General features: G+C 38.6%; 13 protein-coding genes. 3 read left to right on the top strand and 10 right to left on the bottom strand.

Features of this window, described 5'->3' with window-relative positions; all coding sequences use genetic code 11:
• Positions 1-79 precede the first annotated feature (79 nt).
• The 4 genes from JO950_RS11210 to JO950_RS11195 form a co-directional block, all read right to left on the bottom strand.
• Positions 80-373, bottom strand: coding sequence for a type II toxin-antitoxin system RelE/ParE family toxin (locus JO950_RS11210; RefSeq protein ID WP_202702717.1), 294 nt, complete (start codon positions 371-373; stop codon positions 80-82).
• Positions 366-614 (bottom strand): type II toxin-antitoxin system ParD family antitoxin, encoded by a 249-nt coding sequence (locus tag JO950_RS11205; RefSeq protein ID WP_202702716.1) that lies wholly within the window; start codon positions 612-614, stop codon positions 366-368. Before JO950_RS11205 ends, JO950_RS11210 begins: the two co-directional genes overlap by 8 nt.
• Positions 615-712: 98 nt before the next feature.
• Positions 713-1,162 (bottom strand): nuclear transport factor 2 family protein, encoded by a 450-nt coding sequence (locus tag JO950_RS11200; RefSeq protein WP_202702715.1) that lies wholly within the window; start codon positions 1,160-1,162, stop codon positions 713-715.
• 163 nt (positions 1,163-1,325) lie between these two features.
• Positions 1,326-1,724, bottom strand: coding sequence for an NIPSNAP family protein (locus JO950_RS11195; RefSeq protein ID WP_202702714.1), 399 nt, complete (start codon positions 1,722-1,724; stop codon positions 1,326-1,328).
• Between the two features lie 285 nt (positions 1,725-2,009).
• On the opposite strand from JO950_RS11195, the gene dnaX reads away from it, so the two are divergent.
• Both dnaX and JO950_RS11185 read left to right on the top strand, forming a co-directional pair.
• Positions 2,010-3,095 carry a DNA polymerase III subunit gamma/tau gene (gene dnaX / locus JO950_RS11190; protein WP_070908854.1) on the top strand — a complete coding sequence of 362 codons (1,086 nt, stop codon included), beginning with the start codon at positions 2,010-2,012 and terminating at the stop codon, positions 3,093-3,095.
• A gap of 287 nt (positions 3,096-3,382) precedes the next feature.
• Positions 3,383-3,727, top strand: coding sequence for a DNA polymerase III (locus tag JO950_RS11185; RefSeq protein WP_081603534.1), 345 nt, complete (start codon positions 3,383-3,385; stop codon positions 3,725-3,727).
• Positions 3,728-3,731: 4 nt separating this feature from the next.
• Here the strand turns inward: JO950_RS11185 and JO950_RS11180 are convergent, their stop codons facing one another.
• The 6 genes from JO950_RS11180 to JO950_RS11155 all read right to left on the bottom strand — a co-directional run bounded on the left by JO950_RS11180 (position 3,732) and on the right by JO950_RS11155 (position 9,214).
• Complete coding sequence (locus JO950_RS11180; protein ID WP_202702713.1) at positions 3,732-4,313, bottom strand: NAD(P)H-dependent oxidoreductase; 582 nt, start codon at positions 4,311-4,313, stop codon at positions 3,732-3,734.
• A 62-nt stretch (positions 4,314-4,375) separates the two neighbouring features.
• Entirely contained in the window at positions 4,376-4,936 is a 561-nt protein-coding gene (locus JO950_RS11175; protein ID WP_202702712.1) for a Crp/Fnr family transcriptional regulator, read from the bottom strand.
• Between the two features lie 17 nt (positions 4,937-4,953).
• Positions 4,954-5,535: a TMEM175 family protein gene (locus JO950_RS11170; RefSeq protein ID WP_202702711.1), complete on the bottom strand. Its 582-nt coding sequence runs from the start codon at positions 5,533-5,535 to the stop codon at positions 4,954-4,956.
• A 180-nt stretch (positions 5,536-5,715) separates the two neighbouring features.
• Entirely contained in the window at positions 5,716-6,606 is an 891-nt protein-coding gene (locus JO950_RS11165) for a Ppx/GppA phosphatase family protein (RefSeq protein WP_026110010.1), read from the bottom strand.
• 47 nt (positions 6,607-6,653) lie between these two features.
• Positions 6,654-8,723 carry a polyphosphate kinase 1 gene (gene ppk1, locus JO950_RS11160; protein WP_202702710.1) on the bottom strand — a complete coding sequence of 690 codons (2,070 nt, stop codon included), beginning with the start codon at positions 8,721-8,723 and terminating at the stop codon, positions 6,654-6,656.
• A 5-nt stretch (positions 8,724-8,728) separates the two neighbouring features.
• Positions 8,729-9,214 (bottom strand): histidine phosphatase family protein, encoded by a 486-nt coding sequence (locus JO950_RS11155; protein WP_017496680.1) that lies wholly within the window; start codon positions 9,212-9,214, stop codon positions 8,729-8,731.
• Positions 9,215-9,715: 501 nt separating this feature from the next.
• Here JO950_RS11155 and JO950_RS11150 point away from each other — a divergent pair.
• Positions 9,716-17,923, top strand: a complete 8,208-nt coding sequence (locus JO950_RS11150) for a choice-of-anchor L domain-containing protein (RefSeq protein ID WP_202702709.1) — start codon at positions 9,716-9,718, stop codon at positions 17,921-17,923.
• The last annotated feature ends 126 nt before the right edge of the window (positions 17,924-18,049 follow it).

The following is an 18,049-nucleotide window of genomic DNA, read 5'->3' as shown; positions in this document are numbered from 1 at the left end:
AAGATATAGATTTTTTCGCATTACTAAAGTACTGCAATAAATTGCAGGGTTTTAAACCCGAATCTGAGACCAATAAAAATCAAAACTTACTTTTCAAATCCATTCTTTCATGAAGGATTCTCACAATCTCAATCTCACTATCTGAAATAATTCGATAAAAAAGAATATGCCGATTTGTTTTAAAACCAAGCAATTTTTCGGTTACCATATCATATTTTCTTCCAAGACCTGGATCATCCGCAACTTCCTGACAAGAACTCAAAAGCTGCTCATAATATGTATCAGCCTTATTTTCTGACCACTCCTCAAAAGTATAATTCCAAATTTCAGCTAAATCTTCAACCGCTTTATTCGTTAAATAATACTTAGCCATTTCTCTTGTTTGCTTTTAAACTTTCGAGATGTTTCCTGGCATCAAAATTCTCTGCACGACCACTGTCCAAACCATCCTGAACCGCTTTTTTTAAAAGAAGCAAACGATTTTCTTCTTCCTCTAAAAGGCGTAATGCAGCTCTGATCACTTCACTGGCATTTTTGAATCTTCCCTGAGAAAGGCTATTTTCAATGAAGTGCTCAAAATGATCTCCAAGCGATATTGATTTATTTTTTCCCATAATTTTTTATTCAGTACTGTAAAATTACCAAAAATTGGTAACTTATACCTTAACGGAACAAAATCATTGCAAAATTTTCTTAAAAAAAAGAAAAACATCTACTCATGCTGTGACACATCATTGTACTGCCAAAGCACATTTATGATTTTCCATTCCCCATTGGTTTTTACGATGTGCATGTAATCAATCCAGGCATCGGCCAGTAATTTTACTGATGCTGTTCGTGCCGAAACATCCAATAACTTTATTTCCTTTCTGGGGTTTTTCGGGAATTTGTCTCCCTTCGCATTATATGTTTCCGCAAGGATCACCATATTCTCTGCAAAGTATTCTGAAATATAATCTTTCTGAGCGGCTTTGCTTCTAAAGACAGATCGTTTTACCAATCGGGGATGCAAAGCACTTTCCATCAATTTAGGATTTGGATGGTGTTGCGCCTCGATGTAAGCCAAAGCCACACGTTTGATATCAAGCGAATCCTGAGCGGTTTGTGCCTGAAGAGCAGACGAAAAAAATGCAAATACAATTACCAATAAATAGTTTTTCATAAAAATTAAGGAGTTAAAATGAGATTGCGGCTAAATTTACCAACGAGACGCACGTTTCAAATATTTTGAAGCAAAACCCACAACATACCTGCTGCTGAAGTAATACTCTTTGTAAATTTCAGAGTGTAAAACCTCTAAACAAACCTTAAAAAAATCACAGGGATCATTTTGGGGAATAATCCGTCTTTGTCAAAATCCGGTCTTCAATATTCCCCACTACATTACCATATTTTGCTGTAAATTCTTTTTTAATCGCTATCCATTCCGGATCACTTTTAAAACCTTCCCACGCTTTTTTCATAGTAGATTCGTCCGGCCATTCCAGAAAATAAACAAACTCTGTTTTTTTGTCCGATTTGGATTCCCAGATGGAGGTGATCTTAAAATTATACTTCATCATGATACGCATGGCGTGATCGCGAAACCGTTCATGGAACTGATTTTTATTGGACTCAAAAATCTCATAAATACGTAGTTGATAAACCGGCTTGTCTGAAGCTGCAGTTTGAGATTTCACAATAAATGTGGTAACCAAAAGCAAAGTCGAAAAAAATAATTTCATATCCGGCAATTTTAATTGGTTTTAGATTTCCCTAAAGGATTGCATCAAAAATATAAATTTAAACCTGAATTCTGACCAATAGGTCGCAATCAGTTTCATAAGAAAAAGTTAAACATGAAAAGCAAAAAAAAATATATCTTCCGTTTTTTTTCAGTGCCAAAATTTAATTTCTAAAACGTTACTTTCTCATATTCAAAACACTCAAAAACAACTCCAACATTTATCGATTTCAGATTTGTGATTTGGCAATTTTCAGCCTATATTTGCTAACGAATAAAACAGAATATGGAACAATTTGTAGTATCGGCACGTAAATATCGTCCACAAACATTTAAAGATGTAGTGGGACAGAAAGCCATTACCAACACTTTGTTGAACGCTATTGACAGCAATCACCTTGCTTCTGCTCTTTTATTCACCGGACCGCGTGGTGTTGGAAAAACAACCTGTGCACGTATCCTGGCCCGTAAAATAAACCAGCCCGGATATGATGATCCAAACGAAGATTTTGCTTTTAACGTTTTTGAGTTAGATGCCGCTTCCAACAACTCTGTTGATGATATTCGTAATCTGATTGATCAGGTTAGAATCCCACCGCAAACCGGACAATATAAAGTGTACATCATTGACGAGGTCCACATGTTGTCTTCTGCAGCTTTCAATGCTTTTCTTAAAACATTGGAAGAACCACCAAAACATGCTATTTTTATTCTGGCTACCACAGAGAAACATAAAATTATACCAACGATTTTATCTCGTTGTCAGATTTTTGATTTCAAAAGAATTACGGTAAAAGATGCTAAAGAACATTTAGCTGACGTTGCTGCAAGTCAGGGAATCAATTTTGAAGACGATGCCTTGCACATTATTGCTCAAAAGGCTGATGGCGCAATGCGGGATGCCTTATCAATTTTTGACCGTGTGGTTTCGTATTGTGGAACGAACTTAACACGTCAGGCGGTAACCGAAAACCTAAACGTTTTAGATTACGAGACTTACATTAGTATCACCGATTTACTTTTAGAAAATAAAATTCCGGATCTTTTACTGGCGTACAACGATATCCTTGCAAAAGGCTTCGATGGACATCATTTTATTGCCGGACTGGCTTCGCATTTCAGAGATTTACTGGTCAGTAAAACTCCTGCAACAATTGCTTTACTTGAAGTAGGCGAACAGGCGCAGCAAATGTATGGTGTTCAGGCGCAAAAATGTTCACAGGATTTTCTACTAAAAGGCATTGACATTGCTAATGACTGCGATTTAAAATACAAACTAAGTCAAAACCAACGTCTTTTGGTTGAACTGTGTTTGATGCAATTGGCCTCTATCAATTTTGATGGAGAAAAAAAAAAGTTGAGCAATTCATAATTCCCCCTACTTATTATAAAAATGGCGGATATTCTATAGTTGAAGTTAAAACTGCAAAAGCAGAAGCTACTCACACACCAGAAACTGCCACTCCACAAAATGAACAAACTGCTTCAGCACCGAAAGCGGAAGCTCCAGCAGCTCCTCAGCCTGAAACAAGTACAGAACCCAAGGTTTCTGCCTTTTCTTTATCCAGTATTCGCAAGAAAAAAGAACTGGAAGCCAACAATAAAACGGTTGTAAAACCGACTACCGAACTGCCTACGGAAGAATTTACAGAAACGGAAATGTTGCTGCAATGGAACAAATATGCTCAGCGTTTGGGTGATAAAGGTCATAAAATTATGCAGTCTTTATTGTTGATCAATGACCCTAAATTAAACGGAACAGTAATCACGTTTGAATTACCCAACGAAGGTTCTAAACTGGATTTTGAAGGTCAGATGTATGGGCTTTTAGGGCATTTAAAAGGTCATTTACACAATCATGATATTACCATTGAGGCTCATGTTAATGAAACCATTCAAATTAAACGCAGTCTTAACGATCAGGACCGATACAATCGCTTCCTGGAAATCAACCCAAACATCGAACTTTTACGTTCAACATTTGGATTAGATTTACCTTCTTAACGTTCTATTTCGTAAGCAATCCCCAATCGTATACTTTTTGAAGCCATTTTTTTCTTTGCGTTTCATCGGCTGTTTTTATAATTCCGATATAACTCACTTTTACCGGCTTGATCCCACAGAATTCGAGTATAGCTTTTTTAAGCTGGTTGACACTTGGTCTTCCGTAAAACAATCTGTAATACCAGCCGGGCTGATCTAAAGTGGTTATAATATGCGCGGTTTTTCCTTTTAATAATTTGTCCCACCAAACCGAATTTTCCCGATATTGAAAAGCCATCCCCGGTAAAAACAAACGATCTATAAATCCTTTAGTAATTGCCGGCAAACCACCCCACCAAACCGGATGAATCCAAACTAAATGATCTGCCTTTTTAATCTTCTCCCAAGACGCCAGAAGATCAGGTTCCAGCTCGATACGTTTTTGATAGCCAAATTGCAAATTCGGATTAAAATCCAGCTTTGCAATTGTAATTGTATCCACTGTGGCTTTCGAAGCGATTGCCCCTTTAAAATAAGATTCTGCAATCGCAAAATTAAAACTGGATGGGTTTGGATGACCGTTGATGATAAGAATATTTTTTCCCATTTGTATATTTTTTTTGAAACAAAAATAATAGAGAAACCTCTCTTAGGAACCGGACAAATGTCCTATAAAATTGCTTTGCGAATTCGACTTAGATGTCTTGGAGTAACCCCCAGATAAGAGGCCAGATATTGAAGCGGAATCAGCTGAATATAATTTTTATGATTTTGATAAAGTTCTTCATAGCGCTGAGTCCCTGATAATTTTTGAAAAGAAACCATTCTTTTTTGCAACGCCACATACTCCATTTCTGCAATTTTACGACCCACTTCCTGCCAATAAATACTGGATTGATACAGTTTCTCTATCCCATCTTTACTGATGACTTCAATTTCAGTATCGATGAGTGCCTGAATATTTTCTTCAGCAACTTTTTGTGTAATAAAACTCGAAAACGATCCCATAAATTCGTTTTCAAAAGCAAAACAATTGGTAATCTCATTGCCTTGGTGATTGAAAAAGAAGGATCTTAAAATTCCTTTTTTGATCAATACAATTTCACTACAAACCTGATCTTCTCTCAATAAAAAATCACCTTTTTTAAGTTTTCGGACTGTAATTAAATCATCCAACTGATCTAATATTTCCTGCGGTAAATTCTTAATGGATTGAAAAACTGATTTCATTATAAACTCAAAATAAATTAATTTTTAGAGGCAAAAACTTTCTCTATCCTTTTGTCCGGAATGAGCCATAATAAAGCAACAATAAAATAAGCTGCACCTGAAATCCACTCGTTATAAAACGAAAATACGATTCCAAAAATATACAAAACCGAAGAAGTATGTCCTTTTAAATCACGTCCTATCGCCTTTGCCAACGTGGAATTTACTCCTTCATTAAGAATTATAATGCGTTGCAAAATAAAATAAGCAATGGAGCATAAAAGCAATACAGTTCCATACAAAGCCATAGAGGCTTTGGCAAAGTTATGTTCGCCCATCCAACCAGTTGCAACAGGAATTAGGGAAAGCCAAAAAAGCAAATGCAAGTTAGCCCAAAGAATCTTCCCATTTACCTTACCCAGGCTATGAATTAAATAATGGTGGTTGTTCCAGTAAATACCCACATAAACAAAACTCAGAACATAACTTAGAAATTTAGGAATTAGCGGTTTTAAATCGGCGAATTCATGACCTGCCGGTACTTTAATTTCTAAAATCATAATGGTTATAATAATAGCCAAAACACCATCACTAAAAGCCTCAAGTCTGGTTTTATTCATTTATTGTATTTGTTGGTTAACATTTATTTTTGCCACAGATTCAAAAGATTTCTAAAGATTTTTTTGCCACGAATTTCACAAATCTCCACCAATTTATTCTTTGATATTTGGTATGAACAAATTATGCAACTGCTTCAACTGTTCACATCGCACGAATCGCGGCAAAAAAAGTTGACATCCCTAAATCTTACCGTAATACATCGCTTTTACAATTCCATCAGAAAGTCCGATTTTAGGAACGTAAATCTGGCGTGCACCACTCCATTTCATAGCATTCAGATAAATTCTGGTAGCGTGAATAATTACGTCGGCACGATCTGAGTTTAATCCCAATTCGGCGATTCTTTGCTCATAACTTAAGGAGTTCAGAAAAGCATATTGTGAATTGATATAAATGTACGAAAGTGGTTTTTCCTGCTGTTTCCCGGACATTTTAAACAGTTTATTGATGTTTCCACCCGAACCAATCAGGGTCACTTCTTCATAATCAGCGGTATTGGTTTTGATCCATTTTTCGATTTCATCCCAAACTACATCGTGCACCATATTATTTAACAAACGAACGGTTCCGGCTTTAAAAGATCTCGAATTGATCATTTTTCCGTCAGAAAATAAGGTAAACTCGGTACTTCCACCACCCACATCCACAAAAAGATAAGTTTCATCTGTTTTTAGGAGATGATGTAAATCGGTCGAAGCAATAATTGCGGCTTCTTTTTTACCGTCAATAACTTCTATTTTTATATCGGCTTTTTTCTTGATTAATGCCACAACTTCCTTCGCATTATAGGCCTCGCGCATTGCCGAAGTTGCGAACGCCATATAACGTTCTACTTTATGTACTTTCATCAAAAGGTTGAATGCTTTCATGGCATCCACCATTCGGTCTATATTTTCTGCTGAAATTTCTCCTACGGTAAAGGCATCTTGTCCCAAACGAATTGGCACACGAACAAGCGAACTTTTGTTAAATTGGGGTTCTTTTCCATCTTGTTCTACAACATTCGATATCAGAAGCCTCATGGCATTCGATCCAATATCTATCGCTGCAAATTTCCTTATATTAATCATGCTCACTTATGATTTTATTTTTTATTGTTTTTAATTAATCGCTTACGCTACACCACTTCTTCCTGAACTGTTATTTTATTCTGATAGTACTTATACGTTTCTAACTGTGCTCTAAATGGAGCGTGATGGTTTCTAGGCTTGTATTTATTATCCAGTTTATAGGAATGATATCTCACTTTGACATTCCCTTTCCACGCAATATTAAAATTATCTATTAGTTCTTTCTTTATTTGAAGATCATAAATTGGACAAGTAACTTCGACTCTTCCGTCAAGATTTCTAGTCATAAAATCGGCTGATGAAATGTATACTTCGGTCAATCCGGCATTTCCAAAAATATAAACCCTTGAATGTTCCAGATAGTTATCAACGATACTTATTGCTTCAATATTTTCACTCATTCCCGGAATTCCCGGAATTAGCGAACAAATCCCTCTTACCTGAAGTTGAATCTTAACTCCCGCATTACTGGCTTCATACAATTTATCGATCATTTTAAAATCGGACAAACTGTTCATTTTTAATTTAATATGTGTTTTCCTACCAGCCAGCGCGTGCAAAATTTCACGATCGATTAATTTGATAAATTTTGTTCGGGTATAATGTGGGGATACTATTAAATGTTTGTATCGGTGCACTCGGTAATTGATATCAAAGAACTCGAATATTTTAGAAATATCTTTCAGAATTTGCTGATGACAGGTAAACAAGGTTACATCGGTGTAAATTTTAGCCGTCGATTCGTTAAAATTTCCGGTTGAAATAAATCCGTAACGACGTGTTTTTCCTTCTTCTACTCTTTCGATCACACAAATTTTACTGTGTACTTTTAGACCTTTAATTCCAAAAATCAAATCAATTCCTTCCGTTTGCATTTGCTCGGCATAGGAAATATTCGATGCCTCATCAAATCGTGCCTGAAGTTCGATCTGAACCGTTACTTTTTTACCATTTTTCGCAGCATTAATCAAGGAACTGATAATCTGTGAGTTTTTTGCCAAACGGTATAAAGTGATTTTTATACTGGTAACTTTTGGATCCAGGGCAGCTTCACGTAAAAACTTTGTCAGATAAGAAAATGACTGGTATGGGGCATGCAGAAGATAATCTTTTTTACTGATCTTTTCTAAAATACTTCCTTCCAGACTCAAACCCGGAATTGGTAAAGGTTCGTTTGGTTTGTACAGTAAATCGTATCGGCCTAAATTAGGAAAACTCATATAATCACGTCTGTTGTGATAACGCCCTCCCGGAATTATACTATCGGTTTCAACGATTTTCATTTTATCCAAAAAGAAACGCAATGTATCTTCTTCAATCAAATTATCATAAATAAAACGAACGGGCTCTCCTATTCTTCTGTCTTTTACGGATGATGCAATTTTTTCAAGCATACTTTTACTCAAATCGCTGTCGATATCCAACTGGGCATCACGCGTAATTTTGATCATATGTGCCGAAACACTTTTGTAATCGAAAATATTGAATATGTTTTTCAGATTGTAACGGATAACATCATCAATCAGTATCACATATTGTTTATCATCTTCTGACGGCAGCACTACAAACCTGTTTATCGTTTTAGGAATTTCGATAACAGCATAGCGAACTTCGTCATTGGTATTCATTTCCAGACGAACTGCCAAATATCCCAAGGTATCTTTAAGAACAGGAAATTCTGCCAGATCATTTAAGATGATGGTTACCAATTCAGGGCTTAACTTCTGAACAAAAAAGTCTTTCAGATAGCTCTCCTGATCTCTTGTAATTTGATCTTCATTGATAATAAAGATATTTTCGGCTTCCAGTTCTGCTTCGATATTTCCCAAAATACGCAAACTTTCAGATTGCTGCTGAATAACAATTTCGGTAATATCTTTAATTAATTGGTGCGCTGAAACACCACCTAAATATTTTTCACCGGAAATCCCTGAAAGGCTTAATCGTCGAATTGCAGCATAACGAACTCTAAAAAATTCATCTAAATTGTTTGAAAAAATTCCAACAAAACGCAACCTGTCTAAAAGTGGAACTGAATTATCTCCGGCTTCCTGAAGTACTCTTGCATTAAACGCTAACCAACTTTTTTCTCTATCGATATATTTCTGTTCGTACACTTTATCTATTTTAAATCTTTGGGGAAAATTGTTTTATGAGTTTTACCTTTATGAATGCTGTCCCAGCTTTCGGCATCAAACTGTAGTGATACAAAGCCTGACGTAGGTACATTTTCGATAAAAACATCCCCAAATTTATTAACAAAATTTGTAATAGCCTCGTTATGTCCAAAAAGAATAACGCTTTCAAAACTATTATCACATGATTTGATAACTTTTTCGAGTTGTCTGTCATCAAAGGTATAAAGGTCGTCTTTAAAAATGATACTTTCGAGAGGATATGAAATATTCTGTGCAAAAATGAGCGCTGTTTCCAGAGCCCTTGCAGCAGTACTACTCCACATTATATAAGTTTTAGGAAGAAACTCTAAAATTGTAGACGATACATCGTGTGCGTCTAAAATGCCTTTTTTCATTAAAGGTCTATCGAAATCTTTTAACGGAGCTTCCCAACTTGATTTTGCATGGCGTATTAAAATTAAGTTTTTCATAAGCAAAAGGTTTACAAACTTCTTAAGTGAAGATGATTTTTTTATTGAACTTCTAATTTACAAAAGAAATTCTAAACCTTTTCATTTTTTTACTTCTGTTAACATTTAAACAAAATTTTAACAAAGAACGCCTAAGTCTAAAATCTCAAAAATCAAAAAAAGAAGAATCTCTCTTTTTAGCAAAAAGTGTTCTTCATCTATTAAATCAAGCACTTAGTCGATAGTAGTACTATTCTCAAAAAACAAGCTAAATAATTGAATATTAAATATTTAAACCATTTTTAAAATTCTGTTTTTAATGGAAAATATAAATTTCAGAGCCTTTTTTATTTATCAAAAATGTCTAAAAAAAGTATTTTTTAACGCTTCATTTAACAAAAAAAATACACTTCAACGAGTTTTTAGGTTAGTTACGGAGAAAAAAAATCAAAATTAATTACACCTTATAACTTTGGTTCTGTTAAAATATCACAAGTACTTCAAAAAACAAAATCCTAAAATATGAAAACTAAAACTACTCTACAAGAAGTGGGAAATTTCATTAAATGTGGTACCTATTTTTTCCCGTTTCACAAAAATGCTCAACAAGATGCCTTTTCCAAAATTAGTTTAAAATCATTTTTAATTTTAATTTTAGGATTAGCCATGTATTCTTCGGCAGTTGTTGCTCAGGAAATCCCTGTTAGATATGGAAATACTCTTCCATATAGCAAGGCAACCTCAAAGACAGCAAAAACAGCAGCTTCTACAGAGGCCGTTAGTGCACTGGCAGCTGTTGCCGGCTCTATTGATGTCGCCAATTCCTCAACAGGTTATAATGCTTATAGTGCGGATCAACTTGTTCGCAATATCTTAACCTCTGGCTGTTTGACCATAAGTAATGTTCGTTTCGGTTATTACAGAAATAACAACAACACCTGGACCTGGGTCAACCATACCTGGTCTGCCACTGCTGGAGACCGCCAATTGGGTTATTTCAGCAAGGGAACCTCAACTTTTCCTATCGATGAAGGGCTTCTTTTATCAACAGGTAAAATTAGTTCTGCCATGGGTCCGAATACGTATACCAACAAATCGGATGAGATGGTAAGTGAAGCAAATGATCAGGATTTGAGTGCCATCTCTGGTAGAACGATGCGTGATGCTTCTATATTAGAATTCAATTTTATCCCGGATGGAAATCTAGTAGAATTCAAATTCGTTTTTGCATCGGAAGAATATCTGGAATATGTAAACACACAATTTAATGATGCCTTTGGATTCTTTTTAAGTGGTCCTGGAATTACCGGAACCTATACCAACAACGCGATCAATCTTGCGCAATTGCCAAACGGTGATGCCGTAACCATAAACAACATACACTCTGCCGGAACCAATGTAAACAATGTTGCGTTTCCTGCTGTAAACGATTCATACTATGTAAACAACCCTCCTGCTTCTACAACCATGGAATATGACGGCTCAACAGTTGTTCTTACTGCTACTTATGCTGTTACGCCTGGACAAAATTATAAAATAAAAATGGCTATCGCCGACGCATCAGATCAAAAATGGGATGCCGGTGTATTTTTAAAAGCAAAAAGTTTTGCTACAAACACTTTGGTTATCACTAATCCTGCGCCTGTATGTGTAAATGGGACTGCAAACCTTACTTTACCAGCCGTTACCGCAGGAAGTACTTCAGGGCTCACTTACACCTATTGGCAAGATGCAGCTGCTACTATTCCGTACAATACCCCAACTGCAGCGCCAGTAGGAACTTATTACATTAAAGGTCAAAACACACAATCCGGTTGTTCTGATACAAAACCCGTTGTTGTAAGTCAAACTAACATTGTGATAACAGAAACTGCCGCTTCTCATGTTGACGTAAAATGTAAAGGAGGAACAACAGGTTCTGCAACGGTAACTGCTTCGGGAGGAAGTACGCCTTATACCTACTCCTGGAATACAACTCCGGTACAAACCTCAGCAACGGCTTCTAACTTGGCTGCCGGAACTTACACTGTAACCGCTACTGATTCTAAAGGATGTACCGGTACCAAACAAATCATTATTACAGAGCCGGCTGCTGCCTTAACCGCTACCACATCACAAACTAATGTGGCCTGTAATGCCGGAACAACAGGTTCTGCAACGGTAACTCCTGCCGGAGGAACTACGCCTTATACCTACTCCTGGAACACAACTCCAGTACAAACCTCAGCAACAGCTTCTAACTTAGCTGCCGGAACTTATACAGTAACCATTAAAGACGCCAATCTTTGTACGATTACTAAAACTTTCACAATCACAGAACCAACAGCAATAACGGCTACTACTTCGCAAACCAACGTACTTTGTAAATCAGGTACAACAGGTTCTGCAACGGTAACACCTACCGGAGGAACCGGAGCATACACCTACTCTTGGTCACCATCTGGAGGATCTGCCGCAACCGCTTCTAACTTAGCTGCCGGAACGTATACTGTGACGATTAAAGATGCCAATCTTTGTACCATCACTAAAACTTTTACCATCACTGAACCTGCAGCTGCTTTAACCGCAACTACTTCGCAAACCAACGTGCTTTGTAAATCAGATGCAACGGGATCTGCGACAGTTACACCTGCAGGAGGCACAGGAGCTTATACTTATTCCTGGTCACCATCGGGAGGATCAGCCGCTACGGCTTCAAACTTAGCAGCCGGAACGTATACCGTGACGATTAAAGATGCTAATCTGTGTACGATTACTAAAACTTTTACTATCACAGAACCTTCAACTGCATTAACGGCAACTACTTCACAAACCAACGTACTTTGTAAATCAGATGCAACGGGGTCTGCAACAGTAACAGTTTCAGGAGGAACAGGAGCCTATACGTATTCCTGGGCACCATCCGGGGGATCAGCCGCTACGGCTTCAAACTTAGCTGCCGGAACTTATACGGTAACGATTAAAGATGCAAATCTTTGTACCATCACTAAAACTTTTACCATCACCGAGCCTTCAGCTGCTTTAACCGCAACCACTTCGCAAACCAACGTACTTTGTAAATCAGATGCAACAGGATCTGCAACGGTAACAGTTTCCGGAGGAACAGGAGCCTATACTTACTCTTGGGCACCATCAGGGGGATCAGCAGCAACGGCTTCAAACTTAGCTGCCGGAACGTATACTGTGACGATTAAAGATGCTAATCTTTGTACCATCACTAAAACTTTTACCATCACTGAACCTGCAGCTGCTCTAACGGCTACTACTTCACAAACCAACGTACTTTGTAAATCAGATGCAACAGGATCTGCAACAGTAACAGTTTCTGGAGGAACGGGAGCCTATACGTATTCCTGGGCACCATCCGGGGGATCTGCTGCAACCGCTTCTAACTTAGCTGCCGGAACGTATACCGTGACGATTAAAGATGCTAATCTGTGTACCATCACTAAAACGTTTACCATCACTGAACCTGCAGCTGCATTAACTGCTACCACTTCGCAAACCAACGCGTCTTGTAATTCAGGAGCAACAGGGTCTGCAACAGTAACAGTTTCAGGAGGAACCGGAGCTTATACTTATTCTTGGGCTCCATCGGGAGGATCTGCAGCAACGGCTTCTAACTTAGCTGCCGGAACATACACCGTAACCATTAAAGATGCAAATCTTTGTACGATTACTAAAACTTTTACCATCACAGAGCCAAGCACTATAACTGCAACTACTTCGCAAACCAACGTACTTTGTAAATCAGATGCAACAGGGTCAGCAACGGTAACCCCTACAGGAGGAACAGGAGCCTATACGTATTCCTGGGCACCATCTGGAGGATCAGCAGCAACGGCTTCAAACTTAGCTGCCGGAACTTATACAGTAACCATTAATGACGCCAATCTTTGTTCCATCACTAAAACCGTAACCATTACTGAACCTGCCGCAGCTCTAACGGCTACCACTTCTCAAACCAACGTACTTTGTAAATCAGATGCAACGGGGTCTGCAACGGTAACAGTTTCCGGAGGAACAGGAGCCTATACGTATTCCTGGGCACCATCCGGGGGATCTGCAGCAACCGCTTCAAACTTAGCTGCCGGAACGTATACTGTGACGATTAAAGATGCTAATCTGTGTACCATCACTAAAACTTTTACCATCACTGAACCTGCAGCTGCTCTAACGGCTACTACTTCGCAAACCAACGCGTCTTGTAATTCAGGAGCAACAGGATCTGCAACGGTAACCGTTTCGGGAGGAACCGGAGCTTATACTTATTCTTGGGCTCCATCGGGAGGATCTGCAGCAACGGCTTCTAACTTAGCTGCCGGAACATACACCGTAACCATTAAAGATGCAAATCTTTGTACGATTACTAAAACTTTTACCATCACAGAGCCAAGCACTATAACTGCAACTACTTCGCAAACCAACGTACTTTGTAAATCAGATGCAACAGGGTCTGCAACAGTAACCCCTACAGGAGGAACAGGAGCCTATACGTATTCCTGGTCACCATCTGGAGGATCAGCAGCAACAGCTTCTAACTTAGCTGCCGGAACTTATACGGTAACCATTAATGACGCCAATCTTTGTTCCATCACTAAAACTGTAACCATTACCGAACCTGCCGCAGCTCTAACGGCTACTACTTCGCAAACGAATGTAGCTTGTAATGCAGGAACAACAGGTTCTGCAACGGTAACAGTTTCCGGAGGAACCGGAGCCTATACTTACTCTTGGGCACCATCAGGAGGATCTGCAGCAACAGCCTCTAATTTAGCAGCTGGAACTTACACTGTAACGATTAAAGATGCTAATCTTTGTACGATTACTAAAACTTTTACCATCACAGAACCAACTGCTATAACTGCAACCACCTCACAAACCAACGTACTTTGTAAATCAAATACAACAGGTTCTGCAACAGTAACACCTACAGGAGGAACCGGAGCTTATACCTATTCCTGGGCACCATCAGGAGGATCTGCAGCAACAGCCTCTAATTTAGCAGCCGGAACTTACACTGTAACGATTAAAGATGCTAATCTTTGTACGATTACTAAAACTATAACCATTACCGAACCTGCAGCTGCATTGACTGCTACAACTTCACAAACGAATGTATCTTGTAATGCCGGAACAAATGGTTCTGCAACGGTAACTCCTGCCGGAGGAACCGGAGCCTATACTTACTCCTGGGCTCCATCCGGAGGATCTGCGGCAACGGCTTCTAATTTAGCTGCCGGAACATATACCGTGACCATAAAAGATGCAAATCTTTGTTCCATCACTAAAACTTTTACCATCACTGAACCAACAATTCTAACCGCTACCACTTCACAAATGAATGTAGGCTGTGGAGGTGATAATACGGGATCAGCTACTGTAACTGTTTCCGGTGGAACTCCAGGATATACTTACCTATGGTCTCCGTCTGGTGGAACAGCAGCTACAGCTTCTAATTTAGCCGCCGGAACTTATACCGTAACGGTTACAGATGCAAACTCTTGTACCATATCTAAATCAGTTACTATTATCGACGGGGATTCTATTAAACCAATAATTGATCCTCTGCCACAAACTTCTACTATTAATTGTCCTGCGACACCAGTATTTGCTACTGCCACCGCAACAGATAATAATGGCGTTATTTCATCCTTAACTTACAAAGATGTTATTACTCCTGGTGGATGTGCGGGTTCCTATACACAAACCAGAACCTGGACTGCTGTTGATGCCTGTGGAAACATCTCACTTCCTGTTAGTCAGGTGATCATTGTACAAGATATTTCTGCTCCTACCTGGTCTACTGCAGCTACCTCTTTAAACAAAACAATAGAATGTAGCGACACAGCAGCTTTAACTGCCGCACAGGCTTTATTCCCAACCGCTACAGATGCTTGTGATACTGATGTTTCAAACATCGTAAAAGTAAGCGGTGCTTTTGTGGCCTCTCAAGGTTGCGCTAATGCCGGAACGTATACCAATACCTGGACGGTCAAAGACGATTGTGGAAATACTTCAAGTACTTTTACACAGGTGATTACTATTCAGGATACTTCAAAACCAACATGGTCTACACAAACTGCTTCTTTAAACAAAACAATAGAATGTAGCGACACAGCAGCTTTAACTGCCGCACAGGCTTTATTCCCAACCGCTACAGACGCTTGCGACACTAATGTTTCAAACATCGTAAAAGTAAGCGGTGCTTTTGTAGCCTCTCAAGGTTGTGCTAATGCCGGAACGTATACCAATACCTGGACCGTGAAAGACGATTGTGGAAATACCTCAGCTACTTTCACACAGGTGATTACTATTCAGGATACTTCAAAACCAACATGGTCTACTGCAGCTGCTTCATTAAACAAAACAGTAGAATGTAGCGACACAGCAGCTTTAACTGCCGCACAAGCTTTATTCCCAACGGCTACAGACGCTTGCGACACTAATGTTTCAAACATTGTAAAAGTAAGCGGTGCTTTTGTAGCCTCTCAAGGTTGTGCTAATGCCGGAACGTATACCAATACCTGGACCGTGAAAGACGATTGTGGAAATACTTCTGATACCTTCACTCAGGTGATTACCATTCAGGATACTTCAAAACCAACATGGTCTACACAAACTGCTTCTTTAAACAAAACAGTAGAATGTAGCGACACAGCAGCTTTAACTGCCGCACAGGCTTTATTCCCAACCGCTACAGATGCTTGCGACACTAATGTTTCGAACATCGTAAAAGTAAGCGGTGCCTTTGTGGCCTCTCAAGGTTGTGCTAATGCCGGTACGTATACCAATACCTGGACCGTGAAAGACGATTGTGGAAATACTTCTGATACCTTCACTCAGGTGATTACCATTCAGGACACTTCAAAACCAACATGGTCTACACAAACTGCTTCTTTAAACAAAACAGTAGAATGTAGCGACACAGCAGCTTTAACTGCCGCACAGGCTTTATTCCCAACGGCTACAGATGCATGTGATACCAATGTTTCAAACATCGTAAAAGTAAGCGGTGCTTTTGTAGCCTCTCAAGGTTGCGCTAATGCCGGTACCTATACCAATACCTGGACGGTGAAAGACGATTGTGGAAATACCTCAGCTACTTTCACTCAGGTGATTACCATTCAGGATACTTCAAAACCAACATGGTCTACACAAACTGCTTCTTTAAACAAAACAGTAGAATGCAGCGATACAGCAGCTTTAACTGCCGCACAGGCTTTATTCCCAACGGCTACAGACGCTTGCGACACTAATGTCTCAAACATCGTAAAAGTAAGCGGTTCATTTGTAGCTTCTGAAGGTTGTTCTAATGCCGGAACGTATACCAATACCTGGACTGTGAAAGACGATTGTGGAAATACCTCAGATACTTTCACTCAGGTGATTACTATTCAGGATACTTCAAAACCAACCTTTACAGGAACGCTACCTGCCGATATTACTGTTTCTTGTGATGCTGTACCTCAACCGGCAAATATGGAAGCTTCCGATAATTGTAGTGGTAACTTACCAATTGTTTTCAGCGAAACAAAAAGTAATACTGAAAATCAATGTAGTACAAATTACACTTTAACCCGTAAATGGACCACCAGTGATTGTAGTGGAAATACAATTTCTTACACTCAAATCATAACCGTTAGAGATACCACTCCACCTACAGGAACCGCTCCGGTAAATGTGGCAAATCTGCAAACTATTGCTGATATCCCTGTTGGAAATCCGAGCGACATCACCAATGCTGTGGACAATTGCAGCAGTACGGTAAACATTACTGTAAGTGACGCCAATAATGGAGGAAGCGGTTGTGACGGAAGTCCTTACATCCTAACAAGAACCTATACTTTAACAGATTGTGCCGGTAATAAAACACTATTAACTCAAACCTTTACGGTACAAAACAAAGTTTCAGTATCTGGAGTTGCGACAAATGTGAACTGTTCGAACGGAAGAACTGGTTCGATTCTGGTAACTAATAGTCCAGGCTCAACTGTTATCATTAAAAATGAAAAAAATGAAACTGTTGGAAATACCAATTTACCGGCCGGTACATACACGCTTACAGCAACATCTTCTGTAAACAAAGGAAATCAAGCATGTACCGCAACTGCAACTGTTACAATCACAGCAACTCCTAACGAAACAACAAATGTTAGTAGTACAGCCTGTAACGATGATTCGACCATTATTAACTTGCTATCCTTGTTACCTGAAAATACTCCTACTAACGGAATCTGGGTAGATAACAGTAATACTAACAGCATACAAGGAAACAATTTCAATCCTTTAGGTCTGGCAATAGGCAATTATACATTCGAATACAAAATACCTGATGCTAGCTGTCCAAGAAGTATTGTACTGAATATGGCAATAAATGATGATTGTAAAGTACTTGCCTGTGGAAGTATAGTAGTTCACAATGCTTTCTCTCCAAATGGTGACGGAATCAACGATGTCTTCACTATAGACAGTATTGGCGATACCACTTGTTATCCTGAGAATGATGTAGAAATCTATAACCGTTGGGGGGTATTAGTATTTGAAACACACAATTACAACAATCAAACCAATGCCTTTGATGGAATTTCAAGAGGCCGAACCACTGTGAAACAATCTGACGGGCTGCCAACAGGAACTTACTTCTACATTATTAACTACAAATCACTGGACGGAAATAATGTACTACAGAATAATAAAAAAGACGGATATCTTTATTTATCGAAATAAAAAACTAAACATATCTCACTGCATAGCAAGCACATAAAGAAACAATTTACAATTAATTAATAAAAAAATCCTTATTTTTGAATATACAAATGCATAGACTTTTTTACAATTTAAATTGATAAAAAG

Origin of the sequence: Flavobacterium sp. UGB4466 (assembly GCF_903469665.1) — a bacterium.
Taxonomy (GTDB): Bacteria; Bacteroidota; Bacteroidia; order Flavobacteriales; family Flavobacteriaceae; genus Flavobacterium; species Flavobacterium lipolyticum.
This window is presented reverse-complemented; position numbering and strand designations above follow the sequence as displayed.